Annotated in this window: 24 protein-coding genes and 2 tRNA genes; 18 read left to right on the top strand and 8 right to left on the bottom strand. The window is 65.0% G+C overall.

The features are described 5' to 3' along the window. Nucleotides 1–2: 2 nt before the first annotated feature. A complete protein-coding gene (gene rlmB / locus ABIB91_RS01655) occupies nt 3–833 on the bottom strand; it encodes a 23S rRNA (guanosine(2251)-2'-O)-methyltransferase RlmB (protein ID WP_354158851.1) in 831 nt (276 codons plus the stop codon). Nucleotides 834–1,039: 206 nt separating this feature from the next. On the opposite strand from rlmB, the gene ABIB91_RS01660 reads away from it, so the two are divergent. Then, nucleotides 1,040–1,125: transfer RNA gene (locus ABIB91_RS01660), tRNA-Tyr, on the top strand. Nucleotides 1,126–1,238: 113 nt separating this feature from the next. On the opposite strand, the gene ABIB91_RS01665 is transcribed toward ABIB91_RS01660, so the two are convergent. Next, on the bottom strand, nt 1,239–2,270 hold the full coding sequence (locus ABIB91_RS01665; protein WP_354158849.1) for an LLM class flavin-dependent oxidoreductase: 1,032 nt from the start codon (nt 2,268–2,270) through the stop codon (nt 1,239–1,241). Between the two features lie 150 nt (nt 2,271–2,420). Then, nucleotides 2,421–3,350, bottom strand: coding sequence for a LysR family transcriptional regulator (locus ABIB91_RS01670; RefSeq protein WP_354158847.1), 930 nt, complete (start codon nt 3,348–3,350; stop codon nt 2,421–2,423). 106 nt (nt 3,351–3,456) lie between these two features. Here ABIB91_RS01670 and ABIB91_RS01675 point away from each other — a divergent pair, with 106 nt between their 5' ends. The 3 genes from ABIB91_RS01675 to ABIB91_RS01685 are packed head-to-tail and all read left to right on the top strand — an operon-like array spanning nt 3,457 to nt 6,574. Then, nucleotides 3,457–4,815, top strand: a complete 1,359-nt coding sequence (locus ABIB91_RS01675; RefSeq protein WP_354158845.1) for an MFS transporter — start codon at nt 3,457–3,459, stop codon at nt 4,813–4,815. After that, on the top strand, nt 4,812–5,309 hold the full coding sequence (locus ABIB91_RS01680) for a GAF domain-containing protein (RefSeq protein WP_354158843.1): 498 nt from the start codon (nt 4,812–4,814) through the stop codon (nt 5,307–5,309). Before ABIB91_RS01675 ends, ABIB91_RS01680 begins: the two co-directional genes overlap by 4 nt. A 17-nt stretch (nt 5,310–5,326) precedes the next feature. After that, nucleotides 5,327–6,574: a metal-dependent hydrolase family protein gene (locus ABIB91_RS01685; protein ID WP_354158841.1), complete on the top strand. Its 1,248-nt coding sequence runs from the start codon at nt 5,327–5,329 to the stop codon at nt 6,572–6,574. A 6-nt stretch (nt 6,575–6,580) separates the two neighbouring features. Here ABIB91_RS01685 and ABIB91_RS01690 read toward each other — a convergent pair whose 3' ends face one another. Then, on the bottom strand, nt 6,581–8,638 hold the full coding sequence (locus ABIB91_RS01690) for an ATP-dependent helicase (protein WP_354158839.1): 2,058 nt from the start codon (nt 8,636–8,638) through the stop codon (nt 6,581–6,583). Nucleotides 8,639–8,765: 127 nt separating this feature from the next. Between ABIB91_RS01690 and ABIB91_RS01695 the strand changes: the two genes are divergently transcribed. After that, nucleotides 8,766–9,356 carry a TMEM175 family protein gene (locus ABIB91_RS01695; protein WP_007602905.1) on the top strand — a complete coding sequence of 197 codons (591 nt, stop codon included), beginning with the start codon at nt 8,766–8,768 and terminating at the stop codon, nt 9,354–9,356. Between the two features lie 9 nt (nt 9,357–9,365). On the opposite strand, the gene ABIB91_RS01700 is transcribed toward ABIB91_RS01695, so the two are convergent. Further along, nucleotides 9,366–9,746, bottom strand: coding sequence for a YciI family protein (locus ABIB91_RS01700; protein WP_007602906.1), 381 nt, complete (start codon nt 9,744–9,746; stop codon nt 9,366–9,368). A gap of 198 nt (nt 9,747–9,944) precedes the next feature. On the opposite strand from ABIB91_RS01700, the gene ABIB91_RS01705 reads away from it, so the two are divergent. Beyond that, complete coding sequence (locus ABIB91_RS01705) at nt 9,945–10,136, top strand: hypothetical protein (RefSeq protein WP_354158837.1); 192 nt, start codon at nt 9,945–9,947, stop codon at nt 10,134–10,136. Nucleotides 10,137–10,185: 49 nt separating this feature from the next. Here the strand turns inward: ABIB91_RS01705 and ABIB91_RS01710 are convergent, their stop codons facing one another. Further along, nucleotides 10,186–10,899, bottom strand: a complete 714-nt coding sequence (locus ABIB91_RS01710) for a substrate-binding periplasmic protein (protein WP_354158835.1) — start codon at nt 10,897–10,899, stop codon at nt 10,186–10,188. A 381-nt stretch (nt 10,900–11,280) separates the two neighbouring features. On the opposite strand from ABIB91_RS01710, the gene ABIB91_RS01715 reads away from it, so the two are divergent. From ABIB91_RS01715 to ABIB91_RS01740, 6 genes are all read left to right on the top strand, one after another. Next, nucleotides 11,281–13,683: an ATP-binding protein gene (locus tag ABIB91_RS01715; protein ID WP_354158833.1), complete on the top strand. Its 2,403-nt coding sequence runs from the start codon at nt 11,281–11,283 to the stop codon at nt 13,681–13,683. A 369-nt stretch (nt 13,684–14,052) separates the two neighbouring features. After that, a tRNA-Gly gene (locus ABIB91_RS01720) sits at nt 14,053–14,126 on the top strand. Nucleotides 14,127–14,490: 364 nt separating this feature from the next. Then, nucleotides 14,491–14,943 (top strand): DUF2231 domain-containing protein, encoded by a 453-nt coding sequence (locus tag ABIB91_RS01725; RefSeq protein WP_354158831.1) that lies wholly within the window; start codon nt 14,491–14,493, stop codon nt 14,941–14,943. Next, nucleotides 14,940–16,274 carry a PQQ-dependent sugar dehydrogenase gene (locus ABIB91_RS01730; RefSeq protein ID WP_354158829.1) on the top strand — a complete coding sequence of 445 codons (1,335 nt, stop codon included), beginning with the start codon at nt 14,940–14,942 and terminating at the stop codon, nt 16,272–16,274. Before ABIB91_RS01725 ends, ABIB91_RS01730 begins: the two co-directional genes overlap by 4 nt. 18 nt (nt 16,275–16,292) lie before the next feature. Next, nucleotides 16,293–16,496, top strand: coding sequence for a hypothetical protein (locus ABIB91_RS01735; RefSeq protein ID WP_007611681.1), 204 nt, complete (start codon nt 16,293–16,295; stop codon nt 16,494–16,496). Nucleotides 16,497–16,532: 36 nt separating this feature from the next. Next, complete coding sequence (locus ABIB91_RS01740; RefSeq protein WP_219683770.1) at nt 16,533–16,703, top strand: hypothetical protein; 171 nt, start codon at nt 16,533–16,535, stop codon at nt 16,701–16,703. Between the two features lie 58 nt (nt 16,704–16,761). Here the strand turns inward: ABIB91_RS01740 and ABIB91_RS01745 are convergent, their stop codons facing one another. Continuing rightward, nucleotides 16,762–17,145, bottom strand: coding sequence for a type II toxin-antitoxin system VapC family toxin (locus ABIB91_RS01745; protein ID WP_007602914.1), 384 nt, complete (start codon nt 17,143–17,145; stop codon nt 16,762–16,764). Beyond that, nucleotides 17,142–17,399: a type II toxin-antitoxin system Phd/YefM family antitoxin gene (locus tag ABIB91_RS01750; RefSeq protein WP_007602915.1), complete on the bottom strand. Its 258-nt coding sequence runs from the start codon at nt 17,397–17,399 to the stop codon at nt 17,142–17,144. Before ABIB91_RS01750 ends, ABIB91_RS01745 begins: the two co-directional genes overlap by 4 nt. Nucleotides 17,400–17,769: 370 nt before the next feature. On the opposite strand from ABIB91_RS01750, the gene ABIB91_RS01755 reads away from it, so the two are divergent. From ABIB91_RS01755 to ABIB91_RS01780, 6 genes are all read left to right on the top strand, one after another. Continuing rightward, nucleotides 17,770–19,161, top strand: a complete 1,392-nt coding sequence (locus ABIB91_RS01755; protein WP_354158826.1) for an MFS transporter — start codon at nt 17,770–17,772, stop codon at nt 19,159–19,161. 122 nt (nt 19,162–19,283) lie between these two features. After that, nucleotides 19,284–20,132 (top strand): 3-oxoadipate:acetyl-CoA acetyltransferase, encoded by an 849-nt coding sequence (locus ABIB91_RS01760; protein ID WP_354158824.1) that lies wholly within the window; start codon nt 19,284–19,286, stop codon nt 20,130–20,132. Nucleotides 20,133–20,246: 114 nt separating this feature from the next. Beyond that, entirely contained in the window at nt 20,247–21,452 is a 1,206-nt protein-coding gene (locus ABIB91_RS01765; RefSeq protein WP_354158822.1) for an MFS transporter, read from the top strand. Nucleotides 21,453–21,621: 169 nt separating this feature from the next. Next, complete coding sequence (locus tag ABIB91_RS01770; RefSeq protein ID WP_354128763.1) at nt 21,622–22,851, top strand: CaiB/BaiF CoA transferase family protein; 1,230 nt, start codon at nt 21,622–21,624, stop codon at nt 22,849–22,851. 190 nt (nt 22,852–23,041) lie between these two features. After that, nucleotides 23,042–23,257 carry a hypothetical protein gene (locus tag ABIB91_RS01775; RefSeq protein WP_007602925.1) on the top strand — a complete coding sequence of 72 codons (216 nt, stop codon included), beginning with the start codon at nt 23,042–23,044 and terminating at the stop codon, nt 23,255–23,257. A 96-nt stretch (nt 23,258–23,353) separates the two neighbouring features. After that, nucleotides 23,354–23,758, top strand: a complete 405-nt coding sequence (locus tag ABIB91_RS01780; protein WP_354158819.1) for a RidA family protein — start codon at nt 23,354–23,356, stop codon at nt 23,756–23,758. Nucleotides 23,759–23,789: the final 31 nt, after the last annotated feature.

The following is a 23,789-nucleotide window of genomic DNA, read 5'->3' on the forward strand; positions in this document are numbered from 1 at the left end:
TGTTACAGCTTCATCAGCCCGAGCCGGCTGGCGCCGACATAGAGCGAGAGCACGGCGGCATTCGAGACGTTGAGGCTCTTGATCTCGCCGGGCATGTCGAGCCGCGCCACGACGCTGCAGGTCTCGCGCGTCAATTGCCGCAGGCCCTTGCCTTCCGCGCCCAGCACCAGCGCGAGCGGCTCGCGCAGGGTGACCTCTGAGAGATCCGCGCTGCCTTCACTGTCCAGTCCGACGGTCTGGAAGCCGAGCTCGTTCAGCGTGGTCAGTGCGCGGGCGAGGTTTTGCACCGTCACCATCGGCACCAGCTCCAGCGCGCCGGAGGCGGCCTTGGCCAGCACGCCGGTCGCTTCCGGACTGTGGCGCGCGGTGGTGACGATCGCCTTCACGGCGAACGCCGCAGCCGAGCGCAGGATGGCGCCGACATTGTGCGGATCGGTGATCTGGTCGAGCACCAGCACGATGCCGTCCTGCTCCAAATCCTCGATGTCGGGAGAGGGCAGGGGATCGGCCTCGGCGAGCAGGCCCTGGTGCACGGCGTCGGGCGACAGCAGGCGGTCGATCTCCTGGGGCCGGACGATCTCGGGCGTGATGCGGGTTGCGATGTTCTCGTCCGCCAGACGCCTTGCGGCATTCTCGGTCAGCGTCAGCTTGCGGATCTGCCGCTGGGGGTTGGCGAGCGCCATGGTGACGGTGTGCCAGCCATAGAGGATGACGGGACCGTCGGTGTCCGAATCGCGATCGCGCCGGGCCGGGCGACCGGCCGATTTTCCGGGCCTGTTGAAGGGCTTAGACCCGCCGCGGGGGCCCCTCGGGTTGAATTTTCGATCCTTCATGGGCTCGCTTGTGTCACGGGTCCCGGAATATGGCAATTTGGGTGGTGTCGGGGGCGATTTTAGCTGTTCGCCTCGGTTGACTTTACCCCATCGCTTCGCCGATAACCGCGCCCGGTCGCGCCCCCATCCGGGCTGTCGCGGCCTTCACGTTCCATGGCCGTCTTCGGTCGCCGGCAAGGTCCGGCCCGATTGTGCTGCCGTCGAGCGGGGGAGTGTCCCGAGTGGCAAAGGGAGCTGACTGTAAATCAGCCGCCTTATGGCTTCGCAGGTTCGAGTCCTGCCTCCCCCACCACGCTTCGCCCTTCGGGCTTCGCGTGGCGCAGCCAACGTGATGCGCGCGAAGGACGGAGCGTGGTGTCCGGCGAAGCCCGTAGGGCGAAGACGGACTGAGCGGATCCGATCGCCTTACCCCGTCATCTCCCGCACCATCGGCACCACCTTCCGGCCGTACAGCTCGATGCTCTTCATCAGCTTGCCATGCGGCAACGGGCCCGCCGAATACTTCAGCTGAAACCGCGATATGCCGAGTGCCTTTGCCGTCTTGGCGATCTTGCGCGCGATCGTCTCCGGCGAGCCGACATAGAGCGAACCGTGCTCGGCCTCGCTCACGAATTCGTCGCGGCCCATCGGCGGCCAGCCGCGTTCCTTGCCGATGCGATCGCGCATCGCCTTGTAGTCGGGCCACAGCTCCTCGCGCGCCTGTTCGTCGGTCTCGGCGATGTAGCCTGGCGAGTGCACGCCGATCGGCTGGGCCGGGCGGCCGAACTCCCTGAACGCGCGGTGATAGAGATCGACGAAGGGCGCGAAGCGCGCGGGATCGCCGCCGATGATCGCGAGCATCAAGGGCAGGTCATAATGCGCGGCGCGCACCACCGATTGCGGACTGCCGCCGACGCCGATCCAGGTCTTGAGCGTGCCGTTCGCGACCGGGGGATAGACCAGCTGTCCCTTGAGCGGCGGACGCAGCTTGCCTTCCCAGGTCACCGGCTTCTGCGACAGCAGCGCTGCGAACAGATCGAGCTTCTCTTCGAACAGCGCTTCGTAAGCCCGCAGGTCGAAACCGAACAGCGGAAAGGATTCGGTGAATGAGCCGCGGCCGAGGATCACCTCGGCGCGCCCGTTCGAGAGCGCGTCCAGCGTGGCAAAGCGCTGGAAGACGCGGATCGGATCATCCGAGCTCAGCACCGTCACGGCCGAACCGAGATGGATGCGCCTGGTCCGCGACGCGATGGCGGCCAGCACGGTCTCAGGGGAGGAGATCGCGAAGTCGGCGCGGTGATGTTCGCCGAGGCCGATGAAGTCGAGGCCGAGCTCGTCGGCCAGCACCGCCTCGTCGACGACGTTGCGGATCACCTGCGCGTGCGGAAGCGTCGCGCCGGAGGCGTCTCTGGTGACGTCGCCAAAGGTGTCCAGTCCGAATTCAAGCGGTGCGGTCATTGATGAGGTCTCTGCGGGCGCGGCTTGCGCGCCTGTCACTGGGGGAGGGGATTGGTTTGGTTGGAGCTAAGCAGCCGGGTCTGATGCGCAATGCTGCTTCGAGAAACCCATTGTTTCCCTTTCTTCTTGGTGTCGGGGGGGCCCGCGGCTTCAGTCGGACCTGGCGAACATCTCGACCAGGGTCTCGCGCAGCCAGCGCTGCGCCGGCACGGTGTCGTTGCGCTGGTGCCAGAACAGGCTGACGATGCGCGGCGGCGCCTTGAGCGGAAGCGGCATGGCGTGCAGGAACGGCGCGTGCCGGGATTGCGAGCGCAGATCGCTCGGCAGCACCGCGATCAGGTCCGACTGGCGCACGATTTCGTAGGCGGCGCTGTAGTGATTGACGGTCGCGACCAGGTTGCGCGATAGCCCGCGCGAGGCGAGGAAGAGGTCGTAGGACGGCAAGGTCTTGCCGGCGAGGCTCACATCGACATGCCCCGCGTTGAGGAAGCTGCGCGTGCTCAACCGCTTCATCGCCGCGAGCGGATGGCCACGCCGCATGAAGCAGGCGTAGTCGACGGTCCACAGCGAGCGCGAGCGGATGGCGGCCGGCTGCTGCGCCTCGTTGACATAGACGCTGAGCACGCAATCAACGCGATTGTCTTCGAGCTGGTCGGCGATCTCCACGACGGTGTTGGGAACGGTGTGGATTCGCGCCTTGGGCGCGACCTTGCCGAAATGGTTCAGCAGGTTCGGCATCACCAGCGAGGCGACGTAATCCGACATCGACAGGCTGAACTCTGTCTGCGCACGGTGCGGGTCGAACACCTGCTCGTCGAGCGCGCCGCGGACGGTTTCGAGCGCTTCGCCGATCGGCTCCCACAGCACCACGGCGCGTTGGGTCGGACGGATGCCGGTGCCGGACCTGACGAACAGGGGATCGCCGAGCGCGTCCCGCAGGCGTGCGAGCGCGTTGCTGACCGCAGGCTGCGTCATCAGAAGCGCGTTGGCGGCGCGCGTGACGCTGCCCTCGGTCATCAGGGCCTCGAAGACTTTCAGCAGGTTGAGGTCGAGCGTTCGGAACGACAGAACATTCACCATAGTGATGTACTAGATCATGATTATAAATTATGACGATAATATCTCCTTGTCTATGGTTCCCCAGGGATGAGCGGAGTGCCGGGCCGCCAGACAGAGGGGGACTTTCATGTCGATGATTTCGGCGCGCATCGAGCGCCTTCCATTCGCGCGCTTCCATCAGCATCTGCTGCTGATGGGCGGGCTCGGCTATACGTTCGACGCGATGGATGCGGCCGTGCTGGCGTTCATCCTGCCGGTGCTGCGCACGACCTGGAATCTGTCGAGCGTTCAGATCGGCGTGCTCGGCAGCAGCACCTATATCGGCTTCCTGTTCGGCGCGCTGCTGGCGGGCACGCTGGGTGACCTGATCGGCCGTCGCGCGGTGATGATGTCGGCGCTGGCGCTCTATTGCGTCGCATCCATCGTCAGCGCGGCGGTGAACGACTGGTCGTTCTTCTTCGCCGCCCGCGTGGTCGCGGGCATGGGCACCGGCGCGGAGAGCGCAATCATTGCGCCCTATCTGGCGGAATTCGTCGCACGGCGTTACCGCGGCAGCTTTACCGGCGCGCTAGCCGGATTCTTCTCCTTCGGTTTCGTCGCGGCGGCCTTGCTCGGCTATTTCATCGTGCCCGCCTATGAGAATGGCTGGCGCATCGTTCTTGTGATCACCGCGGTGCCGGTCGTCATGCTGCTGTGGTGGCGCAGGGCGCTGCCGGAATCGCCGCGCTGGCTGGAAAGCCGGGGCCGGGAGAAGGAAGCCGCAGCCGTGCTGGACAGGATCGAGGCCGGCTTTGCGAGCCAAGGCCATGTCCTGCCGCAACCGGTCGTCGAAGCCGCGGCGCCTGCCGTGACTGGTGGGACGCTGCTTGCCAATTTCGCCGCGCTCCTCGCCGGCCGCCAGGCGCGCATCACCATCATGACCTGGATCATGTGGCTTGCGATCACGTTCAGCTACTATTCCTTCTTCGTCTGGATCCCCGGCCTTCTGGTCCAGAACGGCATGAGCATCACCAAGAGCTTCGCCTATTCGATCGCGATCTATTGCGCGCAGATTCCCGGCTATTTCAGCGCCGCCTGGTTCAACGAGCGCATCGGTCGGCAGGCGACCATCGCATCCTACATGGTGCTCGGCGGCGCCAGCGCGCTTGGACTTGCGTTCGCGCAGAGCGACCAGCACATCATGGTGGCGGGAATTCTACTGTCCTTCTTCATGAACGGCACCTATGCGGGCGTCTATGCCTATACCGCCGAGGTATTTCCGACGGCGGTCAGAACCACCGGCGCCGGGCTCGCTTCCGCGATCGGCCGCATCGGTGCGATCGTCTCGCCGATCCTGGTCGGCTATCTCTATCCCAATTTCGGCTTCGCCGGCGTCTTCGGCCTCACCACAAGCGTGCTGCTGTTAGGCGCGCTCACCGTGGTGCTGATGGGCGTGCCGACACGCGGCCGTTCGCTGGAAGAGATCGCGGCGGGTGAAGTCGCATGAGGGAGACAAAACGCCGGTGCGATCCGCTGCTCTGCGCCGTGGCGGCCGCGCAGGGAAGGGCGGATCAGCCGGATGCCCTGTACTCGGCGCTGGACGACGCCTTGAAATCGGCGATCGGCCACAAGCTGTTCACGATCCTGACTTATGACGACGACACGAGGGAAGCAGCGCGGGTGTATTCCAATCTCCCCGGACCTTACCCGGCGGGCGGACGCAAACGCCTGGCGCCGGGGCCGTGGACCGAGGCTGTGCTCGACCGCGGCGAGGCCTATGTCGGCCGCACCCGGGACGATCTGCGCGAGGTGTTTTCCGATCACGAGCTGATCGCTTCGCTCGGCTGCGAAAGCGTGCTCAACATGCCCGTGCGCTGGCGCGGGCGCACGCTCGGCTCGCTCAATCTGCTCCATGAGGCAGGCTGGTACGGCGAAGACGATATCGCTACGTGTCTTCCATTCGCCCAGCTCGCCTTGCCCGCGTTGCTCGTCCAGTCCTGATCAGACAGGAAGTCGTCATGTCCCGTGTGCTCTTCAAGAACGCCGCTCTGCTCGATCCGCTTCAGCCGGACCTCCTGGAGGATCATCATGTGCTGGTCGAGGACAGTCTGATCAAGGAGGTCTCCGATCGGCCGCTCCAAGTGGAAGCCGACCGCACCGTCGATCTGAAGGGCAAGACGCTAATGCCCGGCCTGATCGACCTGCATGTGCATGCGATCGCCGTCGAGCTCAATCTGGCGCAGCAGGTGCACATGCCGAACGTGCTGGTGACGCTGCGTTCGACACTGCTGCTGCGCGGCATGCTGCGGCGGGGCTTCACCACCGTGCGCGACGCCGGCGGTGCCGGCCATGCGCTGAAGCAGGCGATCGAGACCGGGCTCACCGACGGACCGCGGCTGTTCGTCTCGGGACGTGCGCTCAGCCAGACCGGCGGCCACGGCGACATGCGAGCCCGCTCGGACTACCTCGCCAGCGACGCACCGTGCCCGTGCTGCGTGCGTGTCGGCGCGCTGGCGCGCGTTGCCGACGGTGTCGATGGCGTGCGAAGGGCGGCGCGCGAAGAGCTCCAGATGGGCGCCGACCAGATCAAGATCATGGCCTCCGGCGGCGTCGCCTCACCGACCGACCCGGTCGGCGCCTTCGGCTACTCCGAGGACGAGATCCGCGCCATCGTCGAGGAGGCGCGCGGGCGTCAGACCTATGTGCTCGCCCACGCCTACACTGCTGCCGCGATCGAACGCGCGGTGCGCTGCGGCGTGCGTACCATCGAGCACGGCAATCTGGTCGATGCTCCGACCGCGCAGCTGATGGCCGAGAAGGGCGCCTATGTGGTGCCGACGCTCGTCACCTACGAGGCGCTGGCCAACGAGGGCGCCCAATACGGCCTGCCGCCCGAAAGCGTGGCCAAGATCGCCGATGTCCGCGACGCCGGCCTGCGTTCGCTCACGATCTACCGCGACGCCGGCGTGAAGATGGGGTTCGGCAGCGACCTGCTTGGGCCGTCCCAACGGCTCCAGAGCGACGAATTCCGCATCCGTGCCGAAATTCTCGGGCCGCGCGCCGTCATCGCCAGCGCGACATTGGTCGGCGCCGAGGTGCTCGGCATGGAGGGCAAGCTCGGTCGCATCATGCCCGAAGCCACTGCGGACCTGCTGGTGGTTGATGGCAATCCGCTCCGCGACGTGGCCTGCCTGCTCGGCCAGGGCGAGCACATCCCGATGGTGATGAAGGCAGGCAAGGTCCAGTTCGACCGGCTGGGCGCGTAGCCGGCGTTACCGCCACATTCCGCGCATTCGAGCGCCGATGTCGACCTTCGGGCCTTGCGCGGCGGTGCGCGCTGCGCTTGCCCCGGCCTTCGGCCAGGCAGTGCGCTCGAACAGATAGACCAGCTGCTCCGGGATGAAGCGGGTGCGCGAGGCGTAGACATGGCGGTCGCCCTTGGCGGCCTGGCCGTGAGTGAAGAAGCGCTGCGGCACCACGAGGTGCAGATCGTCCTTGGCGCGCGTCATCGCGACATAAAGCAGGCGGCGTTCCTCCTCGAGTTCGGCGCTGGTGCCGGCGCCGAGATCCGACGGCATGCAGCCGTCGACGACGTTGAGCACGAACACCGATTTCCACTCCTGGCCCTTGGCGGAGTGGATGGTGGAGAGGATCAGATAGTCCTCATCGCGCAAGGGTGGCCCGGATTTGTCGCTGGTCGCATCCGGTGGATCGAGCGTGAGCTCGGTCAGGAATTTCTCGCGCGAGGCATAGCCGCTCGCGATCTGCTCGAGCTGCATCAGATCGGCGCGGCGCGTCTCGGAATCCTCGTGCAGGCGATCGAGATGCGGTTCGTACCAGAGCCGCACGCGTTCGAGGTCAGCCGGCCATTCCGAATAGCGCAAATTTTCGATGGTGCGGACGAAGCCGGTCCAGTCCGCGCCGGTGCGCGGCGGCACCGGGAGCTGGCCGAGCGCGGCGAGCGGATCGGAGCTCTCCGCCATCTGGTCGAGCACACGCTGCGCCGTCGCAGGTCCGATGCCCGGCAACAGATGCAGGATGCGAAAGCCGGCGACGCGGTCGCGCGGATTCTCAGCGAAGCGCAGCAGTGCCAGCACGTCCTTGACATGCGCGGCATCGAGAAACTTGAGCCCTCCGAACTTGACGAAGGGAATGTTGCGGCGGGTGAGCTCGATCTCCAGCGGGCCCGAATGCGAGGACGTTCGGAACAGCACCGCCTGGTGCTTCAACAGCGCGCCTTGCTCGCGAGTGGCCAGCACTTGCTCGACGATGTAGCGGGCCTGGTCGGCCTCGTCGTGCACGGTGACGAGCTGTGGTTTTTGCGTGCCGGCGCGGTCGGTCCAGAGGTTCTTTGTAAAGCGCTCGCGCGCCAGGCCAATGACGCCGTTGGCCGCTGCCAGCACGGGTTGCGTCGAGCGGTAATTGCGGTCGAGCGTGATCATCTCGGCGCGCGGCGAGAAGCTCTGCGGAAAATCCAGGATGTTGCGGACAGTGGCGGCGCGGAACGAATAGATCGACTGCGCGTCGTCGCCGACGACGGTGAGGCCGCGCCCGTCCGGCTTCAGCGCCAGCAGGATCGAGGATTGCAGGCGGTTGGTGTCCTGATATTCGTCGACCAAGACGTGATCGAAGCGGCCGCCGATTTCTTCCGCGATCGTCGCATCGCTCATCATCTGCGACCAGTAGAGCAGGAGGTCGTCGTAATCGAGCACGTGCTGGGCCTGCTTGGCCTCGACATAGGCCGCGAACAGGCCCTTCAGCTCGGCCGCCCAGCCTGCGCACCAGGGATAGTGCGCCCCCAACACCTTCTCGATCTCCATCTCGGCGTTGACGCAGCGCGAGTAGATCGACAGGCAGGTGCCTTTGGCGGGAAAGCGGCTCTCCGTCTTTGACAATCCGCGCCCGTGCCGGACCAGGTTCATCAGGTCGGCGGAATCCTCGCGGTCGTGGATGGTGAAGGCAGGATCGACGCCGATCCGCTCGGCATATTCGCGCAGCAACCGTGCGCCGATGCCGTGGAAGGTGCCGGTCCAGTTGAGCGCGTCACGCATGATCGCGGCATTGTTCTCGCCGAGCACTTTTCGGGCGATGCGCTCGACCCGGCCGGCCATCTCGGCCGCGGCGCGCCGCGAGAACGTCATCAGGAGGATGCGGCGCGGATCGCTGCCCGCGACGATCAGGTGCGCGACGCGATGGGCCAGCGTGTTGGTTTTGCCGGAGCCTGCACCGGCGATGACGAGCAGGGGCGCGCCCACGGTCGCACCATCGGCCACACCATGCTCCACGGCGCGGCGCTGCTCCGCATTGAGCGTGTCCAGATATGTCGCCACGAATCGCCCCGGTGAAACAGCCAGACTCGGCGATCCCGCTGCGAATCGCAATGCGTCTGGACGGGACCGATGTTAAGACCTAGGGACAAGACGGCCCAAGGTTCCATTCCGAAAAGCGCCACCCGGCATGACCGAGCTCAAATCCGACCAGTTCGAGATGCGACGGCTGGAATCGCTCAGCAACACCATTTTTGGCGTTGCCATGACGCTGCTCGCCTACGATCTGCCCAGGGCCGCGGTCTTCACAAGCGCGCCCGACTGGAACGATCTGGCCCGGGTCTATTCCGGCAAGCTCGCGGGTCTTGCGCTCAGCTTCATCATCGCCGGCGTGTTCTGGATCAGCCATCACCGCCGGCTGGCGCGCCAGCCCGTCGGCAGCCGCGGCGCGGTGATCCTCAATCTGTTTTTCCTGCTGTCGATCGTGCTGCTGCCGGTGACCAACGGCCTCTACACCAACTACCCCACGAGCAGTGCGGTCGCCGTGCTCTACGGCCTGCACCTGACCACCATCGCCGGCCTCAATGCCTGGCTGTGGTGGAGGATCCTGGGCGGCTGGCGCCACGAGATCATGGCCTCGCTGTTTCCGCTGCTGGTGTTTATTCCGGGCACGGTCGTTGCGGCGTTCGCGCCGCAGGTCGCGCCGTTCGTGTGGTTCATCGCCTTCGGCGGCCTGCTGATCCAGCGCTTCTATGTCGGGCCGACCGGGACGGACGCGTAGGGCCGCGGCTCAGCCTTGCGTCGTGCCGAACCCGTCGGCCGGCACGTAAAGCTTGACCGGGCGAATTTCGTAGACCGCTGACGGATTGACCTGACGCAGCGTCCGCGCGGCCGCGATCGCCTCCTCGTCCGTGTCGTATTCGACGAGGTGGAAGCCCAGAAGCTGCTCCTTGGTTTCGGCAAATGGGCCGTCCAGCACGACGCCCGCGCCGGGGCCACGCAAGGTGCGGGCCTTTCGGGTCTCATCCAGGCGGGCGGCCGGGCCAAAATGCCCGCTTGCCCGCAGCGGTGCCTGAACCTCGATGACTTTGGCCACGACCGCGGCGTCCTTCTCGGGCGTCCAGGACAAGATCTCGTCTTCCACGTGATAGGCCAGGATGGCGTAAAGCATCGTCACCTCGTTGATTTTCGCTGCGCGCGTCCGAAGGACGTATCACCACCGTCGCAGCCGACAATGGGGGCTGCGGAAAATATTGCGTCGCGGGGTGCGGCGACGAAACCTTCCCGAAACCCGATTGCGGCCGAAAGGTGTGAACGCCGCTCGAAATCGGCGCGACTGATGGCCACTAAGAACACTTCGGAGGCGGCCATGTCGACCATCAAGATCATCTGCAATATCATCTGCGACGCGCGTCGGGCAGGAAAGTCGGACGCTGCGGATCTGCACGACCAGAGCGGCCACCACCGCTATTACGGCAGCTCGGCCGAGAGCGGCGGCGAGCGCATCGTCGAAAGCCGGCGCGGCAAGCGCCCGCGCGCAATGAGCGTTTGCGGCTTCTAAGCCGCCGCGGTAGCGGTGAGGGGGCGGCCTCGCTCGAACTGACCGCGTGTCACATCCCGCTCAGCACCTGCTTGATCAGGGTTTCCCGCAACCGGGCGAGTTCGCCGGTCGCCTCCATCTGCTCGATCATCCTTCCGACCTTCGGCACGAGATCGCGATGCCGTTCATGCAGATGGTGGTAGATGCTGATGCGCTCGAGAGGCGGTGAGAGCGGATGGATCCTGGCCTGGAGATTGAGCTTCCTCACCGCGGCCAACCCGCTGAAGAGGTCGGTGACCATCACGTCGAAGCGGTCGGCATCGAGCATCTTGACCATGTTGTCGAGGCTTGTCGTCGCCGTGACCCGGGTCATGCCGCGCGTACCGGCTTCCGACGAGCCGACGCCGCGTACGATGCCGATGCTGTAGTCCCTGATTGAATTCCAGCCGGCGACGTCGAACTGCAGTTTCGTGGTGAAGACAGCGGGCTCGATGTAATTGATCGCAGGTGTCACCTGGATCAGCGTCGGGTAGTCGCGAGAGAGAGTTCCGATCCGCTGGACCTCGCCGTCGACCTGGCCGGTGCTCGACAGCGCGAGCGCGCGCTTGCCGGGGACATCCTCGAATTCGAGCTTGATGTTCAGCCTGGCATAGACCGCGCGGAGCATCTCGCCGCCGACATATTGATCGGGAATATCGGCGATGCGTGCGAGCCGGATGACTTCTTGCGCCTGCGACGGGCCTGCCGCGAGCAGCAACAGGCAGACCACGACTATCCGCCTCATGACGCATCTCCCTGGCCATGCCTCTTGGGCGTGCCCTGCCACCATCGGATTCCGGTGCCGCGCGATCTACCGGAGATGGCAGCTGCGCCGGTCCGCAACGTTGACAGCACGTTCGCGCTGTGCGGGCGGCTCCGGGCTTTCACCGATGTCATTCTAGCACGCGAGGTGGTACTTTGCCCGGGAATCCTGCTGCTGGGCGCAAGATATGACCCCGTCGAACTCAGGCCGCCCAAGGGCCGACAGGATCAAGGGCCGATAGGATCATCGGCCGACAGGATCGCCACGCGCACCGCGTGCTGAGGCAGGGCCTCAACCGTTCACTTTGCTCGCGGTTGCGGTCGGCAGGCTGAGCAGGTGCCGCCATTTTCGGGGACGTGGTGCATGGGCAACGCAGGTGACGATGATACCAAGCGCCGCCGCGCCATTGCGCCGGTGGCTGCGAAGCAGGATTTGACCGGCATCGGCGCCGCGCTCGCGCCTCCGATGTTCGCGGCGCTCCTGTCGCGGATCTTCAACTGGTCGCGCAGCGGCGTCGGGCCCCGGCTGCTTGCCGCCGTGCTGCTGTTCTCATCGGTCGTGACGCTGACCCTGACTGCGCTCCAGCTCTATCTGGATTACAATCGTGAGGTCGGACTGATCGAGACGCGGCTGGACGAGATCGGCCGCAGCACCACGGGCAGCCTTGGAGAGAGCCTATGGAATCTCGACCAGAACCAGCTCAAGCTCCAGCTCGATGGCATTCTGCGGCTGCCTGACATCCGTGCGGCGGAGGTCCGCGAGATCGTCGATCGGCCCAATCCGATCCGTGTCGAAGTCGGCGAGCGAAACACCCGTTCGATCATGACCCGGGAATTTCCGCTGAGCACCATGGTGCAGGGGACCTCGCGCGCCATCGGCACGCTGCGGGTCGAGGCGACGCTGACCGACGTCTATCAGCAATTGCTGAACAGGGCCCTCGTCATTCTGGCAAGCCAGGCGGCAAAGACGTTCCTCGTCTCGTTGTTCATCATCTACATGTTTCATCTGCTGGTGACCCGGCATCTCGTCGCCATCGCCGAGTACGTCGGCAAGTACAGCCTCGGACGGCCGCCGCCGGCTCTGCGCCTGGAGCGCCGGCCGCCTTACGAGGCCGACGAGCTGGACAAGGTGGTCGTTGCTTTCAACGCCATGTGCGCCAACCTCGAACATGCCTATGGCGAGCTGCGCGAGGTCAATGGGAATCTCGAGCGTGACCTGAAGATCCGGCAGCACGCCGAGGAGAACGCCCGCGCGAGCGAGCAGCGCTTCCGTGACTATGCCGAGACCGCATCCGACTGGTTCTGGGAGACCGGGCCGGATCACGTGTTCACCTACATTTCAGATCGGGCCGATGCTTTCGGCATGGACCACAAGGCGCTGATCGGGAGGCGCCGTTCAGACGCCGCCTTCGACCGCGATGCCGAGCCCCAGAAATGGCGCGGTCACCTGGCGACGCTGGATCGCCACGAGCCGTTCCGGAAGTTCGAATATCGCGGCCGCGATGCGGCTGGCCGCGCGCGCCATTTCAGCGTCAACGGCCGGCCGGTGTTCAGCGCCGATGGACGCTTCATGGGGTATCGTGGTTCGGCCACCGATCTGACCGAGCAGCACGAGACCGAGGAGCGGCTTCGCCAGTCGCAGAAGATGGATGCGATCGGCCAGCTCACCGGCGGCGTCGCGCATGACTTCAACAACGTGCTCACTGTCATCACCGGCACCATCGAGATCATCCGTGAGGGGCTGGCGGACAAGCCCGACCTCGCCGCGATCGCCCAGCTCATCGACGATGCGGCGGCGCGAGGCGCGGAGATCACCTCGCAGCTCCTGACCTTTGCGCGTCGCCAGCCGCTGGAGCCGCGCGAGATTGACGTCAACGGCCTCGTGCTCGAGACGGCGAAGCTGTTGAAGCCGATCCTGGGCGGAAACGTCGAAATCGTCACCCGCCTCGCGGACGACGCCTGGGCGGCGATGGCCGATCCGTCGCAGCTGTCGTCGGCGATCATCAATCTCGCCGTCAATGCGCGCGATGCGATGGCTGGCGGCGGCACGCTGACGCTCGAGACGGCAAACCGCGAATTGGATGGTGCTGGTGACGGCGACGCTACGTGCGGCGCCTTCATCATGGTCGCGGTGGCCGACACCGGCCACGGCATCCCCGCCGACCTCCGCGACCGCGTGTTCGAGCCGTTCTTTACCACCAAAGGGGTCGGTCGCGGCACCGGGCTCGGCCTCAGCATGGTCTACGGCTTCGCCAAGCAGAGCGGCGGCAGCGTTGCGATCGAGAGTGAGGAAGGCCGCGGCACCGTGATTCGGCTGTTTCTGCCGCGATCTGCGGGCGGAGCGCAGACGAGGACCGGGCCACTGCAGGCGCCCGCGGCGGCACGCGGGCACGAGACGATTCTCGTCGTCGAGGACGATCCGCTGGTGCAGGGCTATGTCATCGCCCAGCTCGGCAGCCTCGGCTATCGCACCCTCGCAGCCGGCGACGGCGCAACCGCGCTTGCGCTGGTGCAGCAGGGCGCCCAATTCGATCTGCTGTTCACCGACATCATCATGCCCGGCGGCATGAACGGGCAGGAATTGGCCGAGGCCGTGCGGCGCCTCCGCCCGGGGATGAGGGTGCTCTATACGTCCGGCTATACCGACAACGCCCTCGACCACGAGGGTCATCTCGGTTCCGGCGTTGCGTTGCTGAGGAAGCCGTACCGGAAGGCGGACCTGTCACTGAGGATCCGCGAGGTGCTCGCCGGCGAGGCGCTCCCCTGAACAGCAGGCGCGATGCCAACGAAAAAGGCGCGGCGGAGAGGCCCCCGTCGCGCCCGATTTGTTGCTCGCTGGTCCAGGGCTGAGAGCGCCCCGATGCCAAGCCTTTATTCAAAGCTTAGCGGGCGATCCCAGCGAGGTGACAGCGCTTGGTAAAAGACACTGGATCACCTCCTTTCGTTGGTTGCGGAAGATTTCAATATAGGCAGCAATTCCGGTGTTGTTAAGGGGAGGCGGGTCGGGAGGAACCAGCGGCTGTTCGCAGGGCCGGGAAGGCGCTGGAAAGCCGACTCTTGGGCAGTTGATCTTGTGTTGGGCCGTTGATCTTGGGCAGTTGAGACCGCCGCCCGGCCGTGTTAGGGAGCCCCTGTCGCGGGTGTAGCTCAATGGTAGAGCAGCAGCCTTCCAAGCTGAATACGAGGGTTCGATTCCCTTCACCCGCTCCATCCCAACAATTGTTGCATCTCGATGGACCGACCCTCTCCGGGGGCAGGTCAGTCCCAATGTCGGCTGGAGCTTGGCATTTCGACAGGACGGCCGGTGACGGTGTGGGCGGCATTGCGATAACCGGTATCGGCGTTGCGGGGATCGGGGATCACTGAGTTCAAATTGCGTTGCGTTTTTCGAGGGCACGAGCTCGCGACGACATGGCGGATGCCGGCGTGCATCTGATGCAAATCGTCGGTTAGCCCGGGGAAGCGGGCGTCCGCGGCGTATCAGGCGGCACGCCGGTGACTGCGCAAGCGTAGGAACCTTCACCGCCAGCATGAGTTGGCCGTCGGGCGGGGCGAAAGTCACACGAGGTCAATCGTGCAAGACAATTTGCGTGTGCGCTCGACCGCGCAAATCGCAGGCCATCCGATTCATCCGATGCTGGTGCCGATCCCAATCGCGTGCTTCATCGGGGCGCCGCTGACCGACATCGCCTATGTCGTCAGTGCCGAGATCATGTGGGCGGATTTTTCGGCCTGGCTTCTGGTCGTCGGCGTCATCTTCGGCGTGCTGGCCGCCATCGCCGGCCTGACCGATTTCCTCGGCAACCGCCTGGTGCGGGCACAGGCGCCAGCCTGGCCGCATCTGATCGGCAACGCGCTGGCGCTGATCCTGGCAACCATCAATGCGTTGATCCACACGCGCGATGCCTGGACCTCGGTGTGGCCGACCGGGCTCATTCTTTCAGCCATCACCGTATTGATCCTGCCGGTCACCGGCTGGCTCGGCTGGGCCATGGTGTATCGCCACGGTGTAGGAGTTGCGCGATGAACTCCGCAATCGCTAGGGCGCTGTTGTGCGCCTCGCTGCTGTGTCTCGCCGGCTGCAATGACGGCAGTGGCGATCCCAAGGCGCAAACCGGCGCCAACCCGACGCTGCCCGACATCCAGCAATATTGGCTGCCCCCGATGCACATCGCCCGCATCGTCGGCTGGAAAAAGGACGAGACCCCGGCCGTTGCGCAGGGCTTGCAGGCCAAGGCCTTCGCGACCGGCTTGCAGCACCCCCGATTTCTCTACGTGCTTCCCAACGGCGACGTGCTGGTGGTGGAATCCAAGGCGCCGAAGGGTGCTCCGATCAAGCGGCCCAAGGAAATCGTGATGGGATATGTCGAGTCCTGGGCGACATCCGGCGGCGACACCGGCGAGAGCAACCGCATCACGCTGCTGCGCGACAGCAACGGCGACGGCGTCCCGGATACGCAAAGCGTCTTCCTCGACCATCTCAACTCGCCGTTCGGCGTCGCGCTGGTCGGCAACGATCTCTATGTCGCCAACACCGATGCGATCGTCAGATATCCCTACACCGAAGGCGATACCAAGATCACCGCGCCGGGCACGGTACTGACGCCGCTGCCGGGCGGACCGATCGACCATCACTGGACCAAGAGCCTGGTCGCGAGCCCCGACGGTTCAAAGTTGTATGCCGGCGTCGGCTCCAACAGCAACATCACCGAGAACGGCATGGAGGCCGAGCACAATCGCGCCGCGATCCTCGAGGTCGACCGTGCCAGCGGCCGCTGGCGCATCTTCGCGAGCGGCTTGCGCAATCCCAACGGTCTCAGCTTCGAGCCGCAGACCGGGGCGCTATGGACGGTGGTGAACGAGCGCGACGAGCTCGGTCCCGATCTCGTGCCGGACTACATGACATCGGTGAAGGACGGCGGCTTCTATGGCTGGCCCTACAGCTATTACGGCCAGCACGTCGATCCTCGCGTCAAGCCGGAGCGACCCGACCTCGTTGCCAAAGCGATCGTGCCTGACTACGCGCTGAGCTCGCATGTCGCGCCGCTTGGAATGGCTTTCAACACGAGCGCGAGTTTGCCGCCCGCCTATCGCGGCGGCGCCTTCGTCGGCGAGCACGGCAGTTGGAACAGGCAGGTCTTGAACGGCTACAAGGTCGTGTTCGTGCCGTTCACGGACGGCAAGCCGAGCGGCCCGCCGCAGGATGTCGTCACCGGCTTCCTCAACAGCGACAACCACGCGCGCGGGCGGCCCGTCGGTGTCGCCATCGACAAGACCGGCGCGCTGCTGGTCGCCGACGACAGCGGCAACACGGTTTGGCGCGTGACCGCCGCGCACCCGCAGCTCACGCAGCGATAGATCTCGAGGAGTTACACCATGGGCCTCGCGCAATACACGATCGTGCCGGTGCAGGACGAATGGGGCGTGCTGCACGACGGCGACGTCAAGAACAGATACAGCACCAAGGAGGCGGCTTTCGAGTCGGCGGTTGCCGCAGCATCGCTGGCGCTTCGCGAGGGACACGAAGTCCATGTCAGCGTGCCCGGCCGCGAAGCCGGCGAGAACGCGCTGGGAATTTGACCGGACACTCCGAGCAGAACACTTCAGGAGGCTGCGATGACCAAGCCCCGTGAGCCGAACGGCATTGAACCCTCCCGCTCCGAAGACGACATTCAGCGCGACCAGCTCGGGCCGCGTGGCGTGCCGGATGCGCCGGATCCGGCCAAGATGACGCCCCAACGCGACAAGAAAACGCCGAAGCACGTCGATCCCGGCCATACAGCCTGACGGGTGCCCCGCGGCTTTTCTGTTCGGCCGGTAAGTCGCCGCCCCGGCAGTCGTCGACTTACGCCGCCGCAACGATATCCGTCTTGGCAAAGTCGTCGCCGACGTAAAGAAGTGCGCAGCCATGCTCCTTGGCGACATCGTAGGCGAAGCAGTCACCAAAGTTGAGACCGGCAGGACGAATGCCTTTGCCCCAACGCGAGTAGATCTGCGCCACGCGTTCGGCCGATGCTTGGGTCACCGAGATCACGTTCAAACCGAGATCGTTGATCAGCTTGTTCATTTCTTCGTCGACGCCCCGCCGTGCCGCGACGATCAGGCTTTCTGCAATGGAGGCCGCCGAGATCAGGATTTCGTCGGCGGTTTCCAGCGCGGTGATGCAAGCATCGGCCTGCGGTTCGTCGAGCACGATCGCCATCAGCGCGGAGGTATCGAGCGCGATCATTCCGGCAGTCCGTCATCGCCGAAAAGAAAGTCCTGACTGCGCGCGGCGCTCGGTCCGGGGATAGCTTTGGCCCCGCCGGTCCTTCGCGCCGCCTCGAGCACGGTCCGGCGGGCGGCGCGGTCCGGCGGAAGCCTGACCGGGACGAGCCGCACCGCGGGATGTCCATGCCGCGTCAGGATCACCTCGTCGCCGGCCTCTGCGCGGCGGACAAGATCGGTCAATTGTCCTTTTGCGTCGGTGACGGAGACCCGCATCTCATTGTCCTTCCTCACGTTTCATAAAATGGACCATGCAATGGTCCAATGTCAACCGCCTCCCACCCCGCTGTTCTGCGAAGGGCGCTCCACACCATTCGGAACCGACATTCCTCTATTCTGCGATTTGCAGCTAAGAGGACCCTAGAGGCGTGATCTGCGCCTGGCGCGCAAATAACATCATGTTAGGTTTGTCGCATAACTGGGTAATTGTGTTAGCCCGGCGAAAGCCTATCGTCGCCACCAAGCAGACACCCATCGGCAATGACAAGCGCTCGCGAAACTCCGCAGAGCGGCCGGAGAGTGCTGCCCAATTTTGAGCGAAGCCCGTCAACGGGACGTCAGCAAAACCCAAGGGAGGAATCTTGAGATGACCGCGATCCATCAGATGAGTCAGTCCAGGAAAGCCGCTGCCAGCGGCTGGATCGGGTCGGCTCTCGAATATTATGACTTCTTCATCTACGCGACCGCCGCGTCGCTGATCTTCCCGCAAATCTTCTTCCCGTCGGAGAATCCCACCGTCGCGATCGTTGCGTCGCTGGCGACCTATGGCGTCGGCTATGTGGCTCGTCCCATCGGTGCCTTCGTGCTCGGACAGTGGGGCGACACCCATGGCCGCAAGACGGTTCTCATCATCTGCATGTTCCTGATGGGCATCTCGACGATGGCCGTGGGTATCCTGCCGACCTACCAGCAGGTTGGCATCCTGGCGCCAATTCTGCTCGTCATTCTGCGCCTCGTGCAGGGATTTGCCGTGGCCGGCGAAATCTCAGGCGCAAGCTCGATGATCTTGGAGCACGCGCCGTTCGGTCGGCGGGGCTTCTATGCCAGCTTCGCCCTTCAGGGGGTGCAGGCCGGACAGATCCTCGCCGCAGCAATCTTCCTGCCGTTGGCGGCCTATATGCCGACCGAGGCCTTCAACAGCTGGGGCTGGCGGATTCCCTTTCTGCTCAGCTTCTTCGTCATCGTCGCGGGCTACATCATTCGTCGTGAAGTCGACGAGACCCCTGCTTTTGCCCGCGAGGGCGAGCGGGGAGAAGCTCCGCGCGCGCCCATCGTCCAGGCCATCAAGCTGAGCTGGCGCGACATGCTCAGGGTCATCTGCATGGCGCTGATGAATGTCATTCCTGTCGTTGCGACCATCTTCGGCGCGGCCTATGCGGTGCAGCCGGCCTACGGGATCGGTTTTGCCAAGGACGTCTATCTTTGGATCCCGGTCCTCGGAAACATGCTGGCCGTGTTCGTCATTCCCTTCGTCGGCAATCTCTCCGACAAGGTCGGCCGCAAGCCTCCGATCATCGTAGGCGCGCTTCTCTCCGGTTTGCTCGCCTTTTGTTATCTCTATGCCATCAGCATCAGGAATGTGCCGCTCGCGATATTGGTGTCGCTGCTGATGTGGGGCGTCGTCTATCAGGGCTACAACGCGATTTTCCCGAGCTTCTACCCCGAACTGTTTCCGACCCGCACCCGCGTGTCGGCCATGGCGATCTCGCAGAACATCGGCACGACAATCACTGCATTGCTTCCCGCCCTGTTTGCGACCGTCGCGCCTCCCGGCTCGACCAACATTCCGTTGACGGTGGGGGCGATTGCCTTCGCTATCACGATCATCGCCGCGCTGGCGGCCCTGACCGCGCGGGAAACCTATCGGATCAGGATCGACGATCTCGGCAATCCCAATGCGGTTCCGATGCCGCGGGCAGATTATGACCGTCAGCGCGCCGGCGATGCGGTGAGCGGGGCTGCCACGGTTCGGACCTGACGCGTATGATAGAGGCAACTGCCGCCGCGATCGATGATGTTCGCGGCGGCAGGGCCTCACTGCATAGTCAGGCTGCCGATCCGAATTTGTGCGCGTGAGCGCAATCAATATGAGGTTGCAAGATGAACCCTGCTGTCATTGCCGTCGCAATCACCGGCTCCGTTCCGCGCAAGAAGGACAATCCCGCCGTCCCGATCCTGCCGTCCGAGCAGATCGAGTCGACGCACCAGGCGTTCGAAGCCGGTGCCACGCTCGCCCATATCCATGTGCGCAACGATGACGAGACGCCGTCCTCCGATCCCGAGCGTTTCGCCCTGGTGCAGGCGGGGATCAAAAAGCACTGTCCTGGGATGATCGTTCAGTTCTCGACCGGCGGGCGGGGCCGCGATCCCTCGGCGCGCGGATCGTCGCTCTACCTGAAGCCGGACATGGCCTCGCTGTCCACGGGATCGGTGAACTTTCCGACCATCGTCTACGAGAACAGTGCCGCGCTGGTCGAGACGCTCGCCACCGGGATGAAGGCGAATGGCATCCGGCCGGAAATCGAGATCTTCGATTTGTCGCATCTGCATGGTGCCCGCCGTCTGATCGAGGCGGGGCTGATCGACCAGCATCCGCACGTGCAGTTCGTCATGGGCGTCAAGAACGCCATGCCTGCGGACGAGCATGTCCTCGACATCCTGCTGGGAGAGCTCAGGCGCCTGATCCCGAAGGCGACGTGGACGGCAGCTGGGATCGGACGCCACCAGGCCGAGGTCATGGGCTGGGCGCTGGCGCGGGGCGCCGATGCGGTCCGCACCGGACTCGAGGACAATATCAGGATCGACAAGGCGCGCCTCGCGGCCAGCAACGCGGAGCTCGTGGCCATCGCCGGTGAGGCTGTCGCGCGCCACGGCCGGCGCGTGGCGACTGCGGCCGAGGCGCGATCCCTGCTCGGGCTCGCGGGGCAGGGAGCTCCTGCCGCCTCCTGACATGCTCCCGGCCGCCTGCTGCCATTCGTCGGCCGGCGTTTCCGTGCGCTGAGTCTCCGGGTAAGACTGCCGTCACAGGCGTGATCTGCGCCTGCCGGGCAGGCGACAGTTGGAATGCGGTTTCTGAAATCTGACAGCAGGCTCATCGGGGTCCTGCTGGTGCTCGCGGTCTCCCAGCTTGTCGGGTGGGGGACGATCGGCCTTCCCGCCATTGTCGGACGCGATCTCGCGGCCGATCTCGGCATGAGCCTGCCGGCGGTGTTCGCCGGGACGTCCGTTCTCTATGTGTCGATGGGGCTGTGCGCGCCCTGGCTCGCCAAGTCGTTTGCGCGGCACGGCGCACGAAAGGTGATGATCTCAGGCACGGTCCTCACCGTGCCGGGCTTCATACTGCTGTCCCTCGCGCGCGAGCCGTTGCTGTATTTCGCGGCCTGGATCGTCCTTGGCATCGCCGGCAGCGCCACGCTTTCGACCGGTGCCTATATCATGCTGAACGAGGTCGCCGGGCGGCAGGCCAAGAACGCGATCGGCGCGCTCATGCTGGTGACGGGCCTGTCGAGCAGCATCTTCTGGCCGACGACGTCGTTCCTCAGCGGTCTGCTCGGCTGGCGCGGCACGTGCCTCGTCTACGCGGCGATGATGATCGTCATCAACCTTCCGCTCTATGCATTCTTTGCACCGCGCCGGAAAATCGCCGGTGATCATGGCGGTGAGCCGGTGAAATCCTCGCCGCCGCCTGCGATTCCCAGGAGCACCTTCAGCCTCGTCGCCGCCGCGATCACACTGAACGCCTTCGTCAATTTCGGCATCGGCGCCATCATGATCGAGTTGCTCCGGGCGGAGGGGCTTCCCCCGGCGCAGGCGCTTGCGTTCGGCTCGATGCTGGGCGTGATCCAGGTCAGCGCCCGCGGGCTCGATTTTCTCGGCGGAGGGCGATGGGATGGAATCACGACCGGGCTCGTTGCCGGTACGGCGCTCCCGGTCGCCATGCTGCTGCTGATGACGAGCGAGGGCGCGACCTGGGCGGTTGCGGCCTTCATCCTGCTCTATGGCGCCGGCAGCGGTGCAATGGCGGTGGCGCGGGCGACGATCCCGCTCGTGTTCTACGATCAGACCGAATTCGCCAAGGCGATGTCGATGATCGCGCTGCCGCTCAATCTCGCCTCCGCGGTCTCGCCGCCGCTCCTTGTCGGCCTGCTCACCCAGTTCGGCAGCCGCGGCGCGCTCGGTCTCACCTTGGTCTGCTCCTGCGCCACGGTGCTGATCCTGGTCCTGCTCGGCCGCCGACGGCCGCAGGTGGCCGCAGCGGCCGTGACCTGAGAATATTCGCGCGGCGGAAATTCACCGCACTGTGACCTGCGCCGGGCGGGCGCGCGGATGGCCGTATGCCCACAGTGCAGTGCTCGGGCCGCCAAAATGGTGTATCCGCAGGGAGCGCGGCCCGCGATCTCGCGGCCGCGCCAAGATCCAGTTCCCGGAGGAATTCGACATGTCGGCCCTGCCGCTCTCAGGCATCAAGATCCTTGACCTCACCCGCGTGCTTGCCGGGCCTTTGTCGGCCCAGATGCTGGGCGATTTGGGCGCGGAGGTGATCAAGATCGAGCGGCCGGGCACCGGCGACGACGCGCGCGCCTTCGGCCCGCCCTATCTGACCGACCCTGATGGCGGAGCCAACAACAACAACTCGTTTTACCTCTGCGCCAACCGCAACAAGAAGTCGGTCACGGTCAACATCGCCAAGCCCGAGGGGCAGGCGATCATCCGTGAGCTCGCCAAGGACGTCGACGTCTTCATGGAGAACTACAAGGTCGGCGATCTCAAGCGCTACGGCCTCGACTACGAGACCATCAAGGCGATCAATCCCGGCATTATCTATTGCTCGGTGACCGGCTTCGGCCAGACCGGCCCCTATGCGCCGCGCGCCGGCTACGACGCCATCCTGCAGGCGATGGGCGGCCTGATGAGCGTCACCGGCCATATCGACGGCGAGCCCGGCGAGGGCCCGATGAAGGTCGGCCCATCGATCGTCGACTACATGACCGGCATGAACACCTCGATCGGGATTCTCTCGGCGCTCTATCATCGCGACGCCAATGACGGCGTGGGACAGCATATCGACGTCTGCCTGTTCGACACCGTCATCGCATCGTTGTCGCACTGGCTGCAGATCTACCTCGTCAACGGCAAGACGCCGCCGCGCCGCGGTACCTGGGGCAATGGCGGCATGCCGGCCGGCGTGTTCCGCTGCACCGACGGCGAATTGATGCTGGTGGTCGGCAATGACGGCCAGTTCCAGCGCACCTGCGCCGTGCTCGGCGAGCCCGAGCTCGCCAACGACAAGCGCTTCCTCAAGAACAACGACCGTGTCGTTCACGGCAAGGAGATCATGGCGATCTTCGCCGGCCTGTTCCTGAAGCAGCCGGTCGCCTACTGGCTGGACAGGCTGGAGGAGGCCGGCGTGCCCTCGGGCCCGATCAACAATTTCGAGCAGGTGTTTTCGGATCCGCACGTCCAGTCGCGCGGCATGCGGGTGAAGGTCGACCATCCCTTCCAGCCCGATCTCTCGCTGATCCGCAACGCGCTGACGCTCTCGGAAACCCCGATCAAGGATTACCGCGCCCCGCCGCTGCTCGGTGAGCACACCCAGGAGGTGCTCGCCGGCAAGCTCGGCTACGATGCCGGCAAGATCGAGGCACTGAAGCAGCAGGGCATTATCTAGCTTCGGCGAAGCGGCCCTCGCAGTTTGGCCTGATCGCCATTGGATAAAAAAGTGACGTCAGCATGACGCGCCTGCGGCCTTGTGCGAGCCTTGCGCGCAATCCCCAGATAATCCCGGTCCGTACTCACACAGGCTTCCGCTTGGCGCGCGACTCAGATTCGATCGGTCCACTCAGTCCGGGAGGGAACGCATGTCCTACACGATCGGGTTTCAGGCCAAGAACCAGAAGGCAATTCTGGCGACCGAGGCGGCAACGGCCAACCAAGCCGTCGCGATCGTTGCCGCATTGCGGCAAAGCGCCGACGAAATAAAGTTCATCCGCTCGCCGCAGGAAGGCGACATGGGCATCGAGATGCTGCTGCTGCTCGCCAAGGAAGAGGCCGAGGAGATGCCGCAGCACGCCTAGGCGGCTTGGCGGGCAAACTTCGATCAGAAGCGAAGCATGACGGCTGCATGATGATGTAGCAAGCCGTCATCTCGCTTGCACCGAAGGTGACCGCCCATGAATCTCGAAATTAAACGCGAAGCGCTCCGCGTCGACCCGATCTCGACGTTCCTTGACCGCTGGAAAGCCCCGGTCTCGGCGGTCACGCGCGCCGGCAACATGATCTTCGTCGCCGGCCTGCCGCCATTCGACCCCGAGACGGGCGAGATCGCGGACGTGCCGATCGAGCGGCAGAGCGAGCTGATCATGGAGCAGATGAAGCTGTGCCTTCAGACGGCGGGCGCGAGCCTCGACAATGTCATGAAGTGCAACGTCTACTGCACCTCGACCAAACACTTCGCCGCGTTCAACGCCGTCTATGCGCGCTATTTCCCGCGCGATCCGCCGGCGCGGATCTTCGTCTGCACGCCGGAATGGTTCGGCCCCTTCGACGTCGAGATCGACTGCATCGCGATGATGTGACCGCGCTTACTTACCTCGCCCCGCTCGCGGG

It is taken from the genome of Bradyrhizobium sp. JR4.3 (assembly GCF_040547695.1).
Classification (GTDB): domain Bacteria; phylum Pseudomonadota; class Alphaproteobacteria; order Rhizobiales; family Xanthobacteraceae; genus Bradyrhizobium; species Bradyrhizobium canariense.

Coding starts and splice junctions, on each gene's coding strand:
- ABIB91_RS01750 (WP_007602915.1), bottom strand. CDS start 17,399: ATGCGGGTCTCCGTCACCGACGCAAAAGGACAATTGACCGATCTTGTC.
- ABIB91_RS01730 (WP_354158829.1), top strand. CDS start 14,940: ATGAACTCCGCAATCGCTAGGGCGCTGTTGTGCGCCTCGCTGCTGTGT.
- ABIB91_RS01700 (WP_007602906.1), bottom strand. CDS start 9,746: ATGCTTTACGCCATCCTGGCCTATCACGTGGAAGACGAGATCTTGTCC.
- ABIB91_RS01735 (WP_007611681.1), top strand. CDS start 16,293: ATGGGCCTCGCGCAATACACGATCGTGCCGGTGCAGGACGAATGGGGC.
- rlmB (WP_354158851.1), bottom strand. CDS start 833: ATGAAGGATCGAAAATTCAACCCGAGGGGCCCCCGCGGCGGGTCTAAG.
- ABIB91_RS01745 (WP_007602914.1), bottom strand. CDS start 17,145: ATGATCGCGCTCGATACCTCCGCGCTGATGGCGATCGTGCTCGACGAA.
- ABIB91_RS01780 (WP_354158819.1), top strand. CDS start 23,354: ATGAATCTCGAAATTAAACGCGAAGCGCTCCGCGTCGACCCGATCTCG.
- ABIB91_RS01710 (WP_354158835.1), bottom strand. CDS start 10,899: ATGAGGCGGATAGTCGTGGTCTGCCTGTTGCTGCTCGCGGCAGGCCCG.
- ABIB91_RS01670 (WP_354158847.1), bottom strand. CDS start 3,350: ATGGTGAATGTTCTGTCGTTCCGAACGCTCGACCTCAACCTGCTGAAA.
- ABIB91_RS01755 (WP_354158826.1), top strand. CDS start 17,770: ATGACCGCGATCCATCAGATGAGTCAGTCCAGGAAAGCCGCTGCCAGC.
- ABIB91_RS01770 (WP_354128763.1), top strand. CDS start 21,622: ATGTCGGCCCTGCCGCTCTCAGGCATCAAGATCCTTGACCTCACCCGC.
- ABIB91_RS01760 (WP_354158824.1), top strand. CDS start 19,284: ATGAACCCTGCTGTCATTGCCGTCGCAATCACCGGCTCCGTTCCGCGC.
- ABIB91_RS01740 (WP_219683770.1), top strand. CDS start 16,533: ATGACCAAGCCCCGTGAGCCGAACGGCATTGAACCCTCCCGCTCCGAA.
- ABIB91_RS01675 (WP_354158845.1), top strand. CDS start 3,457: ATGTCGATGATTTCGGCGCGCATCGAGCGCCTTCCATTCGCGCGCTTC.
- ABIB91_RS01765 (WP_354158822.1), top strand. CDS start 20,247: ATGCGGTTTCTGAAATCTGACAGCAGGCTCATCGGGGTCCTGCTGGTG.
- ABIB91_RS01685 (WP_354158841.1), top strand. CDS start 5,327: ATGTCCCGTGTGCTCTTCAAGAACGCCGCTCTGCTCGATCCGCTTCAG.
- ABIB91_RS01665 (WP_354158849.1), bottom strand. CDS start 2,270: ATGACCGCACCGCTTGAATTCGGACTGGACACCTTTGGCGACGTCACC.
- ABIB91_RS01695 (WP_007602905.1), top strand. CDS start 8,766: ATGACCGAGCTCAAATCCGACCAGTTCGAGATGCGACGGCTGGAATCG.
- ABIB91_RS01775 (WP_007602925.1), top strand. CDS start 23,042: ATGTCCTACACGATCGGGTTTCAGGCCAAGAACCAGAAGGCAATTCTG.
- ABIB91_RS01705 (WP_354158837.1), top strand. CDS start 9,945: ATGTCGACCATCAAGATCATCTGCAATATCATCTGCGACGCGCGTCGG.
- ABIB91_RS01680 (WP_354158843.1), top strand. CDS start 4,812: ATGAGGGAGACAAAACGCCGGTGCGATCCGCTGCTCTGCGCCGTGGCG.
- ABIB91_RS01715 (WP_354158833.1), top strand. CDS start 11,281: ATGGGCAACGCAGGTGACGATGATACCAAGCGCCGCCGCGCCATTGCG.